Source organism: Myxococcus virescens, from assembly GCF_900101905.1.
In the GTDB taxonomy this organism is placed as follows: domain Bacteria; phylum Myxococcota; class Myxococcia; order Myxococcales; family Myxococcaceae; genus Myxococcus; species Myxococcus virescens.
In genome coordinates this window covers 600,491-616,870 of the sequence record NZ_FNAJ01000001.1, presented here as the reverse complement: position 1 = coordinate 616,870, position 16,380 = coordinate 600,491, and the positions used below count along the sequence as shown (strand labels likewise).

The following is a 16,380-nucleotide window of genomic DNA, read 5'->3' as shown; positions in this document are numbered from 1 at the left end:
CGCCATGCCGACCTACCCCTCCACACCCCGTGAGGCGTTTCACCTGCTGCGCGCACTGTCCGAGGACCTGTCCCATGCGGACAGGCGCCCGCGCGCGCTGGCCGAGCTCCGCGAGCTGGCGGAGCTGTCTCGCCACCAACCCGAATCGGCGCCACTGCGGCTGGTGACGGTGACGGTGACGGTGGGCGCTTCGCAGGAGCGGTTGGAGTTGTTCCTGCTGCCGTCCATCTTCGCTCCGGAGGCGTGGGCCTACACCTTCCTGGAGGGCCTGCTGAGCGTCCCGCTGGATGAGTATGCGGGAAAGCGGCTGGTGGAGGTCGGCGCGGGCTCGGGATGGATTTGCGTCGCGCTGGCGAAGTTCACCCGGCTGGCGCACGTGCATGGCGCGGACCTCAATCCGCACTCGCCCGTCGTCGCGCGCTGCAACGCGTGGCTCAACGGAGACGAGTCGTTGGCGTCGCGCCTGTCCTTCGGGGAGAGCGACCTGTTGCGCGGGATACCTTCGGATGCCCCATGGGACTTCGTGGTGGGCTGCATTCCGCAGGTCCTCCGGGGCGAGGAGGATTTGCCCTCCGAACTGTCCCAGGCCGACGAGCAGGCGCTCTACGACTTGTCCAACTACTGCACGCTGCAGAACGTCTACGAGGACCACTTCGGGCTCGGGCTCATCGCGCGATTGCTGGACGAAGCGCCGGAGCGACTGTCGCCCACCGGACGACTGCTGCTCAACCTCGCGGGCAGGCCAGGGCGCGTCATCATCGAGCGGATGTTCACCCGCCGCGGCTTCGACACGCACGTGCGGGTGGCCCGCCGGGTGATGCAGGCGGCGGACACGGACATCCGTCCTTTGGTGGCCCTGGAGCAGCGAACCGGCCGCGAGTTCGAATTCTTCATGGAAGCGCGCAGCCCGGAGCCGCTGCGGGCGGCCACCGCGCTGGGCTGGCTCCAGGCCGGAAACCCGGTGTGGCACGAGGTGGCGGTGTGGGAGGCGCGGCTGGCGCTGCCTCGCGAGACGCTGGCGCTGCGGGCCGCGCTGCGCGCGCTGGGTGCCTCTGCGTTGCAGGAGGAGCTGGACCTGGGCGCCGCGTCGGCGGAGCAGTTGGGCTTCGTCGCCGACCTGGCGGCGCGGCTGGCGCGGGGCCCGCTGATGCCCTACGCGCACGAGGCGGGTGACGCGTCCTTCCGCCGGCAGGTGGTGCGCTACCTGGACCGGTACTTCGGGCTGCGGCTGGCGGAAGAGGAGGTCTTCGTCGCGCCCGAGCGCGAGCAGGCGGTGTACTCGCTGCTGATGGCCACCTGCGACGCGGGGGACGAGGTGCTGGTGTCGCGCAACCTCCATCCGCTCTACGCCCGTGCGCTGGAGAAGGCGGGGGTGCGCGCCACGGTGACACACACGTCGCTGGCGGAGATTCGCCGGCTGTTGTCCGCGTTCGACGTGAAGATGGTGCTGCTCACGGTGGAGAAGGGAGAGCGCACCAACCTGTCCGTGCTGCGCGACATCGTCGCGGAGGCGGCGCGCCGGGGCATCTGGGTGGTGTTGGACGAAAGCGCCTTCTTCAACATCACCGGCGGCGTGGAGCCGCACACGCTCTTCGAGTTCCTGGCCCGTGAGGCCCACGCCCCCAACCTGGTGGTGCTCTATGGGCTCATCAAGAACGCGGTGTGGCCGGACCTGGAGCTGACGCTGCTCATGCCGGTGCCGCAGCCACTGCGGGGAGACTTGGAAGCCGCGGCGGAGGTCACGTACTCGCGCATCAGCACCCTGGCGCAAGCGTTCTACGAGCGCACCTTCGCTGACTTGCTGTCGTTCCGCATCTCCTTCGCGGAGCCGGAAGCGCCCGCGCCGCGCAGGCCTCCGGTGGTGACGCTGCCCCGCTCGCGACGGATGGCGCGGTTGATGACCTTCCCCGCATTCGCGCCCAAGGTGTTCCGCGAGGACGACGCGGAGCTGGTGCGTCTGGATTACGGAGAGAACGAAGGGCCGCTGCCGCCTCCCTTGGTGGAGGGCCTCATCGCCGCCGGTGTCGCGCCGCGCGAGCCCGCACCGCAGACAGGACTGGCGGAGGCGGTGTCGGCCTTCCTGCTGGAGTCGCGCGCGGTGCGCTACGCGCCGGACGAGCTGGCGGTGGCGCCGGGCGTGTGGCCGCTCATCCACCACCTGGGCGTGGCGCTGCGCCAGCGGCTGGGACGCACGCCGCGCGTCTATGTGTCGACGCCGTGCTACGGCGTGTTGCCGCCCACCTTCGTCTCCGCGGGGTGTGACGTGGAGCAGGGGCCACTGTCGGGGCTGTTGGCGCGGCGAGGGCAGGGCGGTGTCGTGCCGGATGCCATCGTCGTGTCGCAGCCGTCGAACCCCTCCGGTGTCTACCTGGCCCGCGAGGAGCTGGTGGCCCTGGCCACCTATGTGGTGGAGCAGCGCTGTCTGCTGATTTCGGACGAAATCTTCGGACTGGTGAACCTCACCAGCCCCACTGCGGAGACGGTTCCCAGCCCCGTGACGCTGGAAGGCGCGGTGCCCGGCATCGGCGCCCGCACGGTGCTGCTGGGAGGGCTGTCCAAGGAGTTCGCGGCCGGTGGGCTCCGCGTGGGGTGGCTCGCGACGAAGGACCGGGCGCTGGCCGCGGCGGTGCGTGACAGCGGCCCTGGGGTGCTCCACCTGATGACGGCGCGCGCTGCGGCGTACCTGTATGCGGCATATGCCCGCAGTCCGGATGGCCAGCTGCTGTACCCCGCACGGCACCGCACCCTGCGGTCCTTCCTGGTGAAGATGCGGCGGGAGCTGGCGGAGAAGCGTGAGCTGCTGGCCGGAGCGCTGCCAGGGGATGGGCGCTCGGACGCGGGGGACGCGGGCGGACTCTTCTTGTCGCCTCGGATGACGGCGTGGCTGGGGCAGGAGGTCGACGGGGTGCGGCTGACGCCGGAGAACCTTCCTCGCGTGGTGTACGAGCACACGCACGTCGTCCTGAATGGCGGCCCGTGGTGTGGGGATCCGGAGCGGGCGCGGGCCGTGTTCTCGATTCCACGGGACGCGCTGCTCCGGGCGCGTGAGCAGCTCTTGCGCTTCGGCGCGAAGCTGCGCGGCGGGCCGTCCGAGTCCTGAGGCGCGGGCCCCGCACGGACACTGTCCGGGGCCCATCGCTTGCCTCCGACTGAAAGGCGGGTCGCGAGCAGATGGGGGCGGCCGTCACAATTCCGCCTCCTGGCAGCGGCGCCGGGACCTGGGGGCGTGGGATGGCCGAGCCGGCGCAGCGCAATGCCATCGAGATGATGAACGTCCACAAGTCCTTCGGCGCCCAGCACGTGCTGCGGGGCGTGGACCTGGTGGTGCCCACGGGCACCACGTGCGTGCTGCTGGGCGTGTCGGGCTCCGGGAAGACGGTGCTGATGAAGCACCTGGACGGCCTGCTGCGCCCGGACCGCGGCACGGTGCGCGTGGACGGCGAGGAGCTGGCCTGGTTGGATGCCGCGGGGCTCGAGCGCGTGCGCCGCAAGATGGGCATCCTCTTCCAGGGCGGCGCGCTCTTCGACTCGCTCACCGTCGAGGACAACGTCGCCTTCCCGCTGCGCGAGCGGCTCCATCTGGTGGAGAGCGAGGTGCGTGAGCGCGTGCAGCGCGTGCTGGCGTTGGTGGACCTGGAGGACGCGGCGAAGCAGCGCCCGGGCGAGCTCTCCGGCGGCATGCTCAAGCGCGCCGCCTTTGCTCGCGCCGTGGTGCTGGAGCCGAAAATCCTTCTCTATGACGACCCCACCGCGGGGTTGGACCCGCTGAGGACCCAGTCCGTGGTGGACGTCATCCTCACCGGCAAGCACCGGCTCCATGCCTCGGCGCTCGTCATCACCCCAGACGTGGCCACCGCCTTCCGGGTGGGTGACAGCCTGGCGCTGCTCCATGAAGGACGCATCATCGAACACGCCCCGCCCGAGGCCTTCCGCCAGTCCCAACACCCGGCGGTCCAGGCCTTCCTCCATGACTGGCTGTCGCGCCGTGCGCGCGCTTCCGGCCACACGTCACCGCCGCTGCATTGAGCGCGAGGCTGTTCATCTGGGGACACTCATCCCGTCCCCTCGCTGGATGGCGCTGAACCTGTAAGTCAAGCATGCTGAGAAATCCCGGTGCGTGGTCGCGCCGGGAGGCCCGTCCGAAGGACCCACGCATCCGGGGGGATGCCACATGCCCAATCTGCTCGACATGCCTCGCCAGGCATTGATGGACCTGCGTTCACGGCTCAGCCATTCGACGCTCGTGTCCCAGCTACCGCGCAACGTCGTGCCGGACAGTCTGTCCCTGTCCAGTCCGGCGCCTCAGGACTTCGCGCTCGCGGACCCGGAGCGGGTGGAGGGATGGCGGAGAGCCTGCGAACGGTATGTGCGGCCCGGGCAGGTCGTCATGGATGCATGCACCGGAACGGGCCTGCGGACCTTCCTGGCGGCCAGCCGTCAGCCGAAGAAGCTGTACGCGGTGGATGGCTCGCGGCTGCTGGACACGGCGCAGTGGGTGGCGCGCCGCAACGGGCTGGAGAACATCGACTTCGTGCGCGCGCAGCCCTGGCAGTACCAGATGCCGGAGAAGGTGGACGTCCTGCTGCATGAGTTGCTGGGCGACGCCCTCTTCGACGCGGGGCTGGTCCCTCGCATCCTGGACCTGCGCAACCGGGTGCTGAAGCCGGGAGGCCGCATCCTGCCCAACCGCTTCGAGGTCTTCGTGGAGCCGGTGCAGCTGCGGGACGAGGCGTGCATCCCCTTCATCTGGAGCCAGCGCTTCCCCAGCGTGGACTACAGCTGCCTGCAGACGCTGCGCGAGGCGATGAACCCGTCCTACTTCACGCGCGTCATCCGCTCCTACGAGGTGGACCACCTGCTGTGCGACCCGGAGCCCGCCTTCGCCTTCGACCTGGAGACGATGGTGGCCGACGGCCTGCCGCACCGCGTGCGCTTCTCGCGGCCCGTGGTGGAGGAGGGGCGCGTGGACGGCTTCTGCCTCTTCTACAAGGTGGCCTTCGACGCGGAGCTGTCCTTCAACGTGTCGCCGCTGCGAGGGCAGAACTACGCGGGGATGATGCTCTTGCGCGTGGACTCGCGGGAGTTCGAGCGCTTCGACACGCTGTCCTTCGAGCTGGACATGGTGGAGCACGCCGACGTGCGCACCTGGCGCTGGCAGTTCACCTGAGAGCAGAGTCGCCACCCGCAGTGCTGGCGGGTGGACAGCTCCCGCGGTGGGGAGGGTCCGCGCGAGCGGAGGGCGTGGCTAGCTTGCGCCGAGGCATGTCCTCTTCTCGACTCCTCCCCGTCCTGTTCCTGGCGCTGGGCGCCGCGCTTCCAGCCGCGGCCCAGCCGTCCTCATCGCAGCGCCCGCGCACGGTGGCCGGCGTGTGCGGCGCCACCAACTGGGCCTGCGTGGCCGAGTGCATCGACGCCGAGTGTGTCGACACCTGCATGCGTCAGGACTGTGAGCAGGCGCTGGAGCGGCTCAAGTCGTGTACCCAGAAGGCGGGCTGCGCGCCGAACGATACCGAATGTGGGCCGAAGGCCTGCCTGCCCATCTGCCAGCGCTCCTTCGAGCCCGCCCCACCCAGCCCCGAGAAGGAAGTCCCGGCGCCATGCGAGGGCGTGACGGCACCAGGGGCGGCGCCTCCCAAGGCGTTGGTGGGGACCTGGACGCTGGTGGCCGCCAGCCTGCCGGAAGACGAAACCGTGCGGGAGGAGCGCATCGAGGCCAAGCCTCGTTCGGACTACGCGCGCTCGTTGCAGGTGACGCCGTCGGGCTGCTTCGTGCTGCGCACCTCACTGGAGGCCGCCACGCTGGGACAGGGCAACTCGCTGGTGGTCCGCGCCTGGGGCACGCTGGACGTGTCGGGCAAGGACCGGGTGCGGCTGCGCACGCGGGACGGCCAGGCGGTGGGCCCGGTGTGTGGCGACAAGCGGGTGATTCCCCTGACGGGACCGAAGCTCAAGTTTCGGGGGAACGCCTATGTCTGGGACCTGGAGGAAGGCGTCCTCACGTTGATGGTGGACGACGAGACGAAGCAGACCTTCCAGTTCGAACGTGCGACCCCGGAGAGCGGAAAGAAGTAGAACGGCCTTCACCGGGAGGTCGTGAGAGATGGCGGCGCAGGAGCGGATGTCGAGTGTGGACGCGCTGTGGTTCCACATGGAGGAACCCGCCAACCTGATGATGATTACCGCCGTGCTCTGGTTCGAGGGCCGGCTGGACTTCGAGCGGCTGCAGGCGGTGGTGCGGGAGCGGCTGGTGGAGCGCTACCCCCGCTTTCGCCAGCGCGCGGTGGCGGGACTCGTGGGCCTGCCGCAGTGGGAGGAGGTCCCCGAGCTCGACCTGGACTGGCACCTGTCGCGGCTCGACGTGCCCCCGCCCGGGGACCGCGCCGCGCTGGAGTCGCTGGTGGGGGAGTGGATGAGCACGCCCCTGGAGCGCTCCCGGCCATTGTGGCAGTTCCATGTCATGTCGGCCGCGGACGGGCGTGATGTGCTGCTGGCGCGGCTGCATCACTGTCTCGCGGACGGCATGGCCCTGGCGCGGGTGCTGCTGACGCTCACGGATGGGCCGGAGGCGGAGATGGCCGCCGAGGCGCCCGAGCCCGCGTCGAGGCCTTCAACCGGTGGGCTCGCGAGCTGGGTGCGTGGGGCTCGGGCGGTGGCGGGGACCGCGCGCGCGGTGTGGCGCAAGGGCGCGGAGCTGGCCGCGGAGCCGATTCTCGTGGGCGACCTGCTGGTGCAGGGCGCTCGGGGCGCCGCGGCCATGGGCAAGTTGTTGGTGATTCCGCCGGACCCGCGCACGTCACTGCGGGGGCCGCTGGGGACGCAGAAGCGCGCCGCCTGGTCGGACCCGGTGCCGCTGGAGCGAGTGAAGGCCGTGGGCCGCGCGCTGGGCGGCACGGTGAATGACGTGCTGCTGGCGGCGGTGGCGGGCGCGCTGCGGCGCTACCTGGAGTCGCTGGGGGAGCCACCCGAGGACCTGCACGCGCTGGTGCCCGTGAATCTGCGGCCTCTCGACGTGCCCGTGCCTCGCGAACTGGGCAACCACTTCGGCGTCGTCTTCCTTCGGCTGCCCGTGCAACTGGGCACGCCTCAGCGCCGGTTGCAGGAGCTGGTGCGGCGGATGGAGCGGCTGAAGCGCTCGCCGGAGGCGGTGCTGACCTTCGGCGCGCTGGAGTTGCTGGGGTACACGCCAGCGGCGCTGGAGCGGTGGGTGGTGGATACCTTCGGCTCCAAGGCCTCGTTGATTGCCACCAACGTGCCCGGTCCGCGCGCGGCGGTGTCCCTGGCGGGCAGCCGGCTGGAGGGCCTGACGTTCTGGGTTCCCCAGACGGGCCATCTGGGGCTGGGCGTGAGCCTCTTCAGCTACGCGGGGCAGGTGACGGTGGGCGTGGCGGCGGACGCGGGCCGGGTGACCGACCCGCATGCGCTCATCCAGGCCTTCCATGAGGAGCTGGATGCGCTCGCGACCGAGCGTGACTGAGGGCTGACTACAGCAGCTCGTACTCCTCCAGCTTGTTGTAGAGCGTGCGCCGGCTGATGCCGAGCAGCCGCGCCGCCAGCGTCCGGTTGTCGCCCGCGCGCTTGAGCGCATCCACCATCGCCTGGCGCTCCATCTCCTTGCGCTGGGACTCCAGGGTCCGGGCGGAGTCCGTGACAGGCACCGTTGGCGTTTCCAGGCCGCTGACGGAAGGTGTCGCGGCAAAGGGGGCGGGGGCCAGGCCTGGCTGGCGCGCCAGCTCCTGAAGGACTTCCCGCCCGCCAATCACCTGCGTGTCGGAGAGCACCACCAACCGCTCCAGGAAGTTCTGGAGCTGCCGCACGTTGCCGGGCCACGGCTGGGCCCGCAGCGCCGCGAGCCCGTCGGGCATGAGGGTGAAGGGCGGGCGCCCGTTCGTCTTCGCGTGGACCTCCAGGAAGTGCAGGGCCAACGGCTCGATGTCGTCCGGGCGTTCGCGCAGGGCCGGTATCCACACGGGCACCACGTTGAGGCGGTAGAAGAGGTCCTCGCGGAAGCGGCCTTCCTTCACGCGCTCTTCCAAGGGCTGATGCGTGGCCGCCACGAAGCGGACGTCCACCTTCACCGTCTGCGTGCCGCCCAGCCGCTCCAGCTCGCGCTCCTGGATGACTCGCAGCAGCTTCACCTGGACAGCGGGGGAGATGTCGCCCACCTCGTCGAGGAACAGCGTGCCGCCATGGGCCAGCTCCACGCGCCCGGGCTTGCGCGTGGCGGCGCCCGTGAAGGCGCCCTTCTCGTAGCCGAACAGCTCGCTCTCCAGCAGGGTGTCCGGCAGCGCCGCGCAGTGCAGCTTCACGAAGGGGCCATCCCGCCGGGGACTGGCGTCGTGAACGGCCTTGGCCGCCAGCTCCTTGCCCGTGCCGGACTCGCCGCGCAGCAGCACCGTGGCTGTACCGGCCGCCGCCTTCGCCAGCACGGCCTGCACGTCCGCCATGGCCCGGCTCCGGCCGATGAAGCCCCCCGTGGGCCGCACCTGCTGGCGCGCCTCCTCACCCTGCGCGCGCAGCAGCGCCTTGCGGACGGTGAAGAGAATCTCCTCCCGGTCGAAGGGCTTGAGCACGAAGTCCGCGGCGCCCGCCTTCATCGCCTCCACCGCCAGCGGCACCGTGCCGTGCGCGGTGAGGAGGATGACGGGCACGTCCGGCCAGCCGCGCGCCACCTCCGCGAGCACCTGCAGGCCATCCATGCCTGGCATGCGCACGTCGCTCACCACCACGTCCACCGGCTTGCTCGCCAGCAGCGCCAGGGCTTCCTGCCCGTCGCGCGCCGCATGCGTCGTCAGGCCCGCCTGCGTCAGCAGGGCGCCCAGCACCTTGGCCACGGCGGGGTCGTCGTCGACCAGCAGCACCGTGCCTCTCAATGATTCGTTCAAGCGGCTTCTCCCACGCCTGCGCCGCCCAGGCTCGCGTCCGTGACGGGCAGCCGCATCCGGACCACCGTACCGCGCCCCTCCCGGCTTGTCAGGAGCACCTCGCCACCGTGCGCTTCCACTACGCGCCGGACGAAGGCCAGCCCCAGGCCGCTGCCCGAGGCCTTGGTGGTGAAGAAGTCGTCGAAGGCACGCTCGCGCGTTCGAGCGTCCATGCCCTCGCCGGTGTCCTCCACCTCCAGGGCCACGTCGGCACCGTCACGCAGCGCGCGCACGGTGAGGGTGCCACCTCCGGGCATCGCCTCGCAGGCGTTGCGCACCAGGTTCTCCAGGGCGTTGGCCAGCAGGTCCAGGTCTCCCGCGCAGGGGGGCAGGCCAGCGGCCAGCTCCCGGATGATGACGACCTTTCCCGGGCTGGCGAAGGCCTGGAGCGACAGCACGCCCTCCACCAGCCGGCGCAGGTCCACCGGCTTGGGCAGGGGCTCCACGCGCGCCAGCCGCTGATACGTGTCCACCACCCGGTCCAGGCGCTCCACCTGCTCCAACAGCAGGTCCAGGAACTCGCCGTGTCCGTCCCACGGACGCCCGCGCGCGTGCTCTTCCTTGAGGTACTGCGCGGCGCCCTTCATCGCGGCGATGGGGTTCTTGAGGTCGTGCGCCATCTGCGCGGAGAAGCGGCCCAGCGTGGCCAGCCGCTCCAGTCTCTCGCTCCGGCTGACGTAGGCGGTGACGCCCCGGCGGGTCGCCGCCACCAGGGCGAACGTCACCGCCGTGGTGCAGATGATGAGCGTGCCCGCCTGCGCGACGAAGAGCCGCACCACGGCGAGATAGGCCAGCACCCCCAGCCCCGCGATGCCCGCCGCGTGCAGCGCGAGCCGGGGCGCACCCGGGTCGTCTCCGAAGAGGCCGAAGCGCAGCGCCGCGGTGGCCATCACCGGCAAGCCCAGGAGCGTGCCCACGTGGCCGAGCCGCACCACCTCCAGGCCCAGCTCCGCCGCCAGCTCCGTCATCAGCAGGGCCACCACCAGCGTGAGCCCCAACAGCACCAGGCCCGCGCGGGCGCGCTCGTCCGGGTGTCGCGAGCGCAGCACGTGCAAGCCCAGGAGCGTGAAGCCTCCACCGAAGATGGGAATGGCCAGCGCGGAGACCAGCAGCCCGAAGCGCAGCGTGAGCAGGTGCGCCTCCAGCATGGGCGCGCCCAGCGCCACCAGCATGGCGAGCGCCAACACGCCGAAGAGGACATAGGCGCCGTACATGGCCCAGGCGAGGCTTCGTCGCCGTCCCACGAAGGACAGGATGAAGTGCAGCGCGCACGGCACCGTCATCAGGCCCGCGGTGAAGCCCACCAGCCGCCAGCCGTCCTCGTCCGCGCGCACCAGCGCGAAGCCGGAGAAGTTCCACGTCGACAGGGCGATGGACAGCAGCGACAGCGGCAGCGCCAACGGACTCTTGCCCACGCGCACCAGGGCCAGGCCCGCCAAGGCGAGCTGGCCCGCGCAGGCCAGGAGGCTGATCCACATCCCACCCGTCATGGGGCGCTCCGATGCAGGGGACTAGAGCATGCCCAGCCGGCGCGCGTTGGCCGGCTCCACCGCCGCGGCCTCCCAGCGGCGCACCGCCTGCTCGCGCTCGGCTTCGGGGGCATCCGCGTAGTAGCCCAGCGTGTCGTGCAGCGCGCGGCTCAGCTCCTCGATGGCCGCCAGCCTCACGTCCAACTCGCGGTGGCGCAGCGCGGAGACGAGCCAGTCCGCGCGGCGGCGGCTGCGATTCTCCGCCCACCACGCCGACCACTGACGCGGGTCCAGTCCCAGCGTGGCGCGCGTCACTTCCCGCAGCGCCTCCGCCGCGGCCTGGGCGCACATCTCGTCGTCGCCGCCCGTGAGGCGGATGAGGCCCTCAATCGCGTCGCGGTCATGCAGCGTGCCCAGGGCGCGCGCGGCCAGCGAGCGGCGCAGCGGGTCGCGGCTGCCCAGCTCGTGGCGCAGGTCGCGCAGGGCGGCGTCCAGCCGGGGCAACTGCTTGAGCGCGGCGGCGGCCACGCGCGCGGCGCTGGAGATGTCCGGCTCCAGGTCGAACAGACCGCGCAGCACGCCGTCCACCAACTCCACGTAGGGGAGGTTGCCGGCGGTGAGCAGCGCGAAGTAGCGCGTGTCCGCGTCCTGGGAGTCCAGCAGCGGCGACACGGCCTGCGCGGCGGGGCGGCCCAGCCGGGACAGCGCGCCGGGGATGGGCCCCAGCTCGTCCGCCTCGGGCAGCTCCACCACGGGCAGCCGGCTCCAGGCCGTGGGGCCGGGGAAGTGCTGGGCCAGCACCCGGGCGCTGGCCTCGGGCGAGCGCGCCAGCTCCGCCATGGCGTTGGCGCGCTGCGCGGCGTCCGGACCGGTGAGGCGGCGCAGCAGCGGCGCGAAGTCCGGCGGCGGGCGCTCCTCTTGCGACTGCGCGCGCGGCGGCAGCGCGGCGGCGCGGCCCATGTTGCCGGTGGCACCTCGGCCGAAGAAGGGACTCCAGCCCAGGCCGGCGACCACCGCGGGGGCCGGCGCGGGCGCGGTGGCCACGGGCAGGTCCACGTCGATGGTGAGCTCCACGTCGTCCGGCGCGCGCAGCTCCGACACGCGCTGCTTGCGGAAGAGGATGAGCTCCTGGAAGGCCGCCGGCAGGTCCTGACAGAACAGGATGTAGTCGGACAGGCGGCGCTGGCTGATGGGCCGCTGACCACAGTCACCGTAGAGGATGGCCACCAGCCGGCCCTTCACCTCGACCGGGTACAGGAAGACGGTGCGCGGCGTCTGGCGTCCGAACAGCTCCAGGTAGTGCCGCGTGAGCGCGTCCGGAGGCAGCGGGCCCGCGTAGCTGCCGCGGGTGACGGCCACCGTGCGGAAGACGCTGCTGGCATCCAGCGGGATGGACACCTGCGTGAGCTGCTCGCCCGCCATGCCCTCGCCGCGAGCCTCCAGGCCCGTGGCGCCGCCCCGCAGCACGGCGAAGGAGGCGACGTAGTCGAAGGTCCTGCGGCCGAAGCGCAGCGCGACGTCGATGAGGCGGTCGCGGTCCTTGGTGGCTTCCTTCAGCGCCGCGCGCGCCTGGGCCAGCGTCCAGTCCGGCACGTCCTGGCTCGCGGGCGGGGCAGAGGGACGGCTCTCCAGCGCGGCGGGCTTGGGGCGGGGCTGCGGCGTGTTCTGCGCGGCGCCGGGGTTGGGGAAGACGAGGAACGCGGGCTCGCTGCGCGGAGCCGCCGCGGGCTTCGGCGGCGGCGCCACCGGCGTGGCGAAATGGAGCGTGGGCGGCGCGGCCGGCTGTGCGGGCGCGGGGGGCCACACCTGCGGCGTGCCGCTGGCGCCGGCCTGGGCCGGAGGCCACACCTGGGGCTGGCCCGAAGCAGGGGCTGCCGTGCCGGACTGCGCCGGTGCGCGTGCTCCCGTCGGGGCCGGAGGGGTGGAGGGAGCCGCCGGCTTGGGCGCGGGCGTCGTCGCGGGGGCGCTGGGAGGGAGCGTCGCCGCGGGGGGGCTCGCCGGCGTGGGGGGATTCGCGCTGGACGGCGCCGTGCCCGGGGCTGGCGTGAAGGGCAGTACCGGAATCTGCGCGGCCTGCGGGTTGGGACGCTGCGCCGGACGCGCGGGCGCTTCGGCCTGCGGCATGTTCAGTCGCAGCGGTGCCCGGACGAAGGCGGGAGGCCCTGGCGGCGGAAGGGGCTCGGGGCCCGGCGTGAGGGCTTCCGGCGGAGGCGGGGGCGGCCGCTGGGGGCTCGCGGGGGCCTCGGGACGAGGGGCCGCGGCCTGGGGCGTGGCGCTGCTCTCCACGGCGAGGGGCTCTTGCGCGACGGAGCGAGCCAACCGCTCCACCATGTCCGTGGTGAGCGACTCCTCTTCCAGGGCCGCGGCGGGCGGCGGTGGCGGCGGGGCCGCCTGGGCTTCCGGATCCAACGCCGCCGCGAGCTTCGCGAAGCGCAGGGCCAGGGGCTGGCGGTAGATGGTGGAGACCCACTCGCGGACGCGCACCTCGGTGGCCACCCAGAGCTCGAGCGGCTTGCCCAGGAGGAAGCCGACCTCGTCGAGCTCCTTCTTGGGCACCGGGTAGCCGCTGGCGACGTGCAGCGTGTTTCCGTCCAGGGACAGGGGGACGACGCACAGTCGCTCGGCGATTTTGGGCGGGATGAAGGAGGCGACTTCGGGATTGGGCTCGAAGTCCATCAGGTTCACCGGCATGAAGCCGGAGACCTCTCCGAGCATCGCGAGCACGTCCGCCTCGCTGGCGATGCCCTGCTCCAACAGTACGGAGTCCACCTGCCCGCCCAGGGTCTGGTGCTGACGCAGCACCTCCCCCGCCCTCTCCTGCGTGAGAAGCATGCGTGAGACGAGGAACTGGGCGAGACGGGCGGGCATGTAGGACGCGGCATCTTACGGCCGCGGCCGCAAGGCACAATGAGCCGGTGGTTCAGCTCGGTTGAACGACGAAGGTGGACGTCAGCTTGTCATGAAGCGTCTGCCCGCGCCGGTCGAAAAGCGCCATCCAGAAGCCACCAAGGAAGAAGACGAAGGACACGCCGGAAAGCAGGGCGCGCACGATGGCTCGACCCGGTGCCGGGGCAATCCCATGTGTGTCCACCAGCCGCAGCCCCAGGAGCAGCCGCCCGAGCGTCCGGCCATTCCAGAGGAAGGCCGCCACCGCGCAGTATACGAGCGCGAGCACCAGAACGAGGAAAAACCCGGGCAGGAGGATGGTGTGGAAGGCGCGCAGCCAGGCCACGAAGGCATCCAGCCCCGTCAGCCCCGCTTCCGGCGTCTTCAGCCCCGTCACCGACGAGGCCAGGGTGAGGTAGAGCGCCGCCACGCCGGCGATGGCCGCCGTGTCGATGGTGAAGGAGAGCAGCCGCCGCCACAGGGAGGCTGGGCGGGCGCGCACTTCCGTGACGCCCGAGGCGGACGTGACCTGGGCCTTGGACGGGGGCGCCTTGATGGCCTCGGAGCGCGCCACCCCTACGGACACGCCGGGGAGGAGCGGCTCCATGTTCGGCAGGGCCGAAGGGGCCGCGGCCGGGGACTCCATCACCGGGAGACCCGTGGAGGCGGCTTCCGCGTGCTCCATGCGAGGCAGTCCGGAAGTGGACGCGGCGGGAGGCGCCGCCTGCTCCATGCGGGGCAGGCCCGCGGGAGGTGCCGCCTGCTCCATGCGGGGCAGGCCAACGGGCGCAATCGCAGGGGCCGCCAGCTGTGCCGGGGCCTGCGGGCGCGGCGCGGGCGCCACCGGCGGCGTTCCATAGGCCGGCGTCATGGGAGAACCCGTCGCGGGCTGGGGCTGAGCGGCGCGAGGCGCGGCGGCGCCTGGCTGAGGCGGGCGCTGCGCGGCGTGAGGCAGTGCGGCTCCCGCATGCGGAGGTGCAGCGCCAGGCTGCGCGGACCGAGGTGCGGCCTGCTGGGGCGCGGTGGCACCCGGCTGCGCGGCGTGGGGCAGTGCGGCTCCGGCCTGCTGAGGCGCGGCGGCACCGGGCTGCGCGGCGCGGGGGGCAGCCTGCTGGGGCGCGGCACCGGGCTGAGCGGGACGAGGCGCGGCGGCACCGGGCTGCGCGGCGCGAGGCGCGGCGACACTCGGCTGAGCGGCTCCGGCCTGCTGAGGCGCGGCGGCACCGGGCTGCGCGACGCGGGGCGCGGCCTGCTGAGGCGCGGCGGCCCAAGGCGCGGCGGCACCGGCCTGCTGGGGCGCGGCACCCGGCTGCGCGGCGCGGAGGGCGGCGGCCCCCAGCTGTTGCAGCGGCCGGGGCGTGGCGGCTGGCTGCGCCGCGCGAGGCATTGCGGGGCCCGGCAGCGGCGTGGACAGGGGGGCGACGGAAGGGGGCGGCGGCGGCGCATGCTGCGCCAGGTCGGCGAACGCGGGCGTGCCCGGGAGCGTCGATAGCTCTTCCTCGCGTTGCTCCGTGCGGCGGTCGATGCGGATGTCGCGATCGAGGAGGCTGGGCACTCCGGGTGAGCGGACAGTGACGGTGTCGCAGGCCGCGCACTCACCCACGGGTGGAAGCATGGCACCGCACTTCAAGCACTTGGACAACGGACTCCTCCCGGCTGGACGACTGCTACATGAAAAGACAGCCATGAGCCGGGGGCAAGAAAAGTGCGAGCCCCCGAGGTCCCTTGCTCGAAGGACCGTCAGGGGCTCATCACCGTGTCATGCGCGTATCCCACGGGGGGACGTCGCGTGGAGAGTCCTTCACTCTCAGGCATGTACCCGTCGCCGTCCGGCTGCGCCCACCAGCAGGAGCACGACGATTGCGCCAATCACCGACATGATGATGCCTGAGGGCCTCAGGTCGAAGAGCCGACCATCACGCTGGAACAGTGAACCGACAAGGCCGCCCACGAGCGAACCGACCATGCCGAGCAAGGTCGTTGCGATGAGCCCCATGCTCTGCTTCCCGGGGAGGATGGCGCGGGCGATGAGACCCGCGATGAGGCCGATGACGATGAATGCGATGATCCCCATGAGTGTCTCTCCTGTGTTGAGGGTCCCCCTGAGGTCCCCTACGGCAGAAACGTAGGAATCATCTTCGGACAGTGTGAACCGCCCACTCCGGGCGGTCGGCTGCCCCCCTGCTATCCGAGTTCGCCGTCCAGGTGCATCATCACCGCCAGCGCCGCGAGCGCCGCCGTCTCGGTACGGAGGATGCGCTTGCCCAGGGTGACGGGCCGCGCGCCCAGGGCCATCAAGGCATCCACTTCTTCACGCGCAAGCCCCCCTTCGGGGCCAATCACCAGTGCCACGGCGGTGCCCGCGCCCGCGGCCCGGAACGCTTCGCCCAAGGGTACGGCCGATTCTTCCTCGTCGAGCACGAGCAGCACGGTGCCCGCGGTCAGCGAGCGAGCCGCATCCAGCAGTGGGGCAGGCGTGGCCACGCGTGGCACGTCGTTCCTGCGGCACTGCCGAGCGGCCTCCTCGACAATCTTCGTCCACCGGGAGGTGCGCTCCTCCGCGCGCTTGGGCTCGAGCTTCACGACACTTCGCGCCGTGGCCACGGGGTGGAAGGCGGTGGCGCCCAGCTCGGTGCCTTTCTGGAGCACCAGCTCCAGCTTGTCGCCCTTGGGCAGCCCTTGGAGGATGCTGACCTCGCGGCGCGGGGGGGCCACGCGCGCGGTGCCCAACGTCACGCGCACGACATCGGGTGTGACGTGGGCCACGCGGGCCTCGAAGGCCCGGCCCTTCCCGTCGAAGACCTCCAGCGCGTCGCCTTCCTCCAGCCGCAGGACATGCAGGAGGTAGTGACGGCGCTCGCCGGTCAGCTCCACTTCGGCGGGAGCGGGCTCGGGCAACGGGGCGAAGAGGCGGACCAAGGCGATTTCTCCAGAGCGCGGGGGGCTGGACTCTGAACCTGGGGACCACCGACTTCAAGGTGTCAGGTTGGCAGACAGTTGCACCGTACGCGTCCTGGCGTGCGCAAAAGATGCGCTGACTGCGGAAGTCCAGGGTCCTCGCTGTCGTGGGGGAGTTGAGGCACGATAGCGGGCAGTGCTCGTCA

At 71.8% G+C, this 16,380-nt stretch carries 11 protein-coding genes; 5 read left to right on the top strand and 6 right to left on the bottom strand.

What is annotated here, in order from left to right; translation table 11 throughout:
• Nucleotides 1–4 precede the first annotated feature (4 nt).
• The 5 genes from BLU09_RS02530 (at nucleotide 5) to BLU09_RS02510 (ending at nucleotide 7,474) form a co-directional block, all read left to right on the top strand.
• Nucleotides 5–3,100, top strand: coding sequence for an aminotransferase class I/II-fold pyridoxal phosphate-dependent enzyme (locus BLU09_RS02530; protein WP_090484961.1), 3,096 nt, complete (start codon nucleotides 5–7; stop codon nucleotides 3,098–3,100).
• A gap of 131 nt (nucleotides 3,101–3,231) precedes the next feature.
• The gene (locus tag BLU09_RS02525) at nucleotides 3,232–4,026 is read left to right on the top strand and encodes an ABC transporter ATP-binding protein (protein WP_090484959.1); all 795 of its coding nucleotides are present in this window, start codon (nucleotides 3,232–3,234) and stop codon (nucleotides 4,024–4,026) included.
• Between the two features lie 145 nt (nucleotides 4,027–4,171).
• Nucleotides 4,172–5,167 (top strand): class I SAM-dependent methyltransferase, encoded by a 996-nt coding sequence (locus BLU09_RS02520; protein WP_167371012.1) that lies wholly within the window; start codon nucleotides 4,172–4,174, stop codon nucleotides 5,165–5,167.
• A 20-nt stretch (nucleotides 5,168–5,187) separates the two neighbouring features.
• Nucleotides 5,188–6,072: a hypothetical protein gene (locus BLU09_RS02515; protein WP_090484955.1), complete on the top strand. Its 885-nt coding sequence runs from the start codon at nucleotides 5,188–5,190 to the stop codon at nucleotides 6,070–6,072.
• A 28-nt stretch (nucleotides 6,073–6,100) separates the two neighbouring features.
• Nucleotides 6,101–7,474, top strand: a complete 1,374-nt coding sequence (locus BLU09_RS02510; protein ID WP_090484953.1) for a WS/DGAT/MGAT family O-acyltransferase — start codon at nucleotides 6,101–6,103, stop codon at nucleotides 7,472–7,474.
• 7 nt (nucleotides 7,475–7,481) lie between these two features.
• Here BLU09_RS02510 and BLU09_RS02505 read toward each other — a convergent pair whose 3' ends face one another.
• The 6 genes from BLU09_RS02505 to BLU09_RS02475 form a co-directional block, all read right to left on the bottom strand.
• Nucleotides 7,482–8,882 carry a sigma-54-dependent transcriptional regulator gene (locus tag BLU09_RS02505; protein WP_186817675.1) on the bottom strand — a complete coding sequence of 467 codons (1,401 nt, stop codon included), beginning with the start codon at nucleotides 8,880–8,882 and terminating at the stop codon, nucleotides 7,482–7,484.
• Nucleotides 8,879–10,411 (bottom strand): sensor histidine kinase, encoded by a 1,533-nt coding sequence (locus BLU09_RS02500; protein WP_090484949.1) that lies wholly within the window; start codon nucleotides 10,409–10,411, stop codon nucleotides 8,879–8,881. Before BLU09_RS02500 ends, BLU09_RS02505 begins: the two co-directional genes overlap by 4 nt.
• A 21-nt stretch (nucleotides 10,412–10,432) precedes the next feature.
• Nucleotides 10,433–13,258, bottom strand: coding sequence for a GspE/PulE/PilB domain-containing protein (locus BLU09_RS02495; RefSeq protein ID WP_090484948.1), 2,826 nt, complete (start codon nucleotides 13,256–13,258; stop codon nucleotides 10,433–10,435).
• A 52-nt stretch (nucleotides 13,259–13,310) separates the two neighbouring features.
• Nucleotides 13,311–14,891 (bottom strand): RDD family protein, encoded by a 1,581-nt coding sequence (locus BLU09_RS39180; RefSeq protein WP_244171367.1) that lies wholly within the window; start codon nucleotides 14,889–14,891, stop codon nucleotides 13,311–13,313.
• A gap of 192 nt (nucleotides 14,892–15,083) precedes the next feature.
• The gene (locus BLU09_RS02480; RefSeq protein ID WP_090484944.1) at nucleotides 15,084–15,350 is read right to left on the bottom strand and encodes a GlsB/YeaQ/YmgE family stress response membrane protein; all 267 of its coding nucleotides are present in this window, start codon (nucleotides 15,348–15,350) and stop codon (nucleotides 15,084–15,086) included.
• Between the two features lie 110 nt (nucleotides 15,351–15,460).
• Nucleotides 15,461–16,195, bottom strand: coding sequence for a 16S rRNA (uracil(1498)-N(3))-methyltransferase (locus BLU09_RS02475; RefSeq protein ID WP_090484942.1), 735 nt, complete (start codon nucleotides 16,193–16,195; stop codon nucleotides 15,461–15,463).
• Nucleotides 16,196–16,380: the final 185 nt, after the last annotated feature.

Coding starts and splice junctions, on each gene's coding strand:
- BLU09_RS02530 (WP_090484961.1), top strand. CDS start 5: ATGCCGACCTACCCCTCCACACCCCGTGAGGCGTTTCACCTGCTGCGC.
- BLU09_RS02525 (WP_090484959.1), top strand. CDS start 3,232: ATGGCCGAGCCGGCGCAGCGCAATGCCATCGAGATGATGAACGTCCAC.
- BLU09_RS02520 (WP_167371012.1), top strand. CDS start 4,172: ATGCCCAATCTGCTCGACATGCCTCGCCAGGCATTGATGGACCTGCGT.
- BLU09_RS02510 (WP_090484953.1), top strand. CDS start 6,101: ATGGCGGCGCAGGAGCGGATGTCGAGTGTGGACGCGCTGTGGTTCCAC.
- BLU09_RS02500 (WP_090484949.1), bottom strand. CDS start 10,411: ATGACGGGTGGGATGTGGATCAGCCTCCTGGCCTGCGCGGGCCAGCTC.
- BLU09_RS02495 (WP_090484948.1), bottom strand. CDS start 13,258: ATGCCCGCCCGTCTCGCCCAGTTCCTCGTCTCACGCATGCTTCTCACG.
- BLU09_RS39180 (WP_244171367.1), bottom strand. CDS start 14,891: ATGCTTCCACCCGTGGGTGAGTGCGCGGCCTGCGACACCGTCACTGTC.
- BLU09_RS02480 (WP_090484944.1), bottom strand. CDS start 15,350: ATGGGGATCATCGCATTCATCGTCATCGGCCTCATCGCGGGTCTCATC.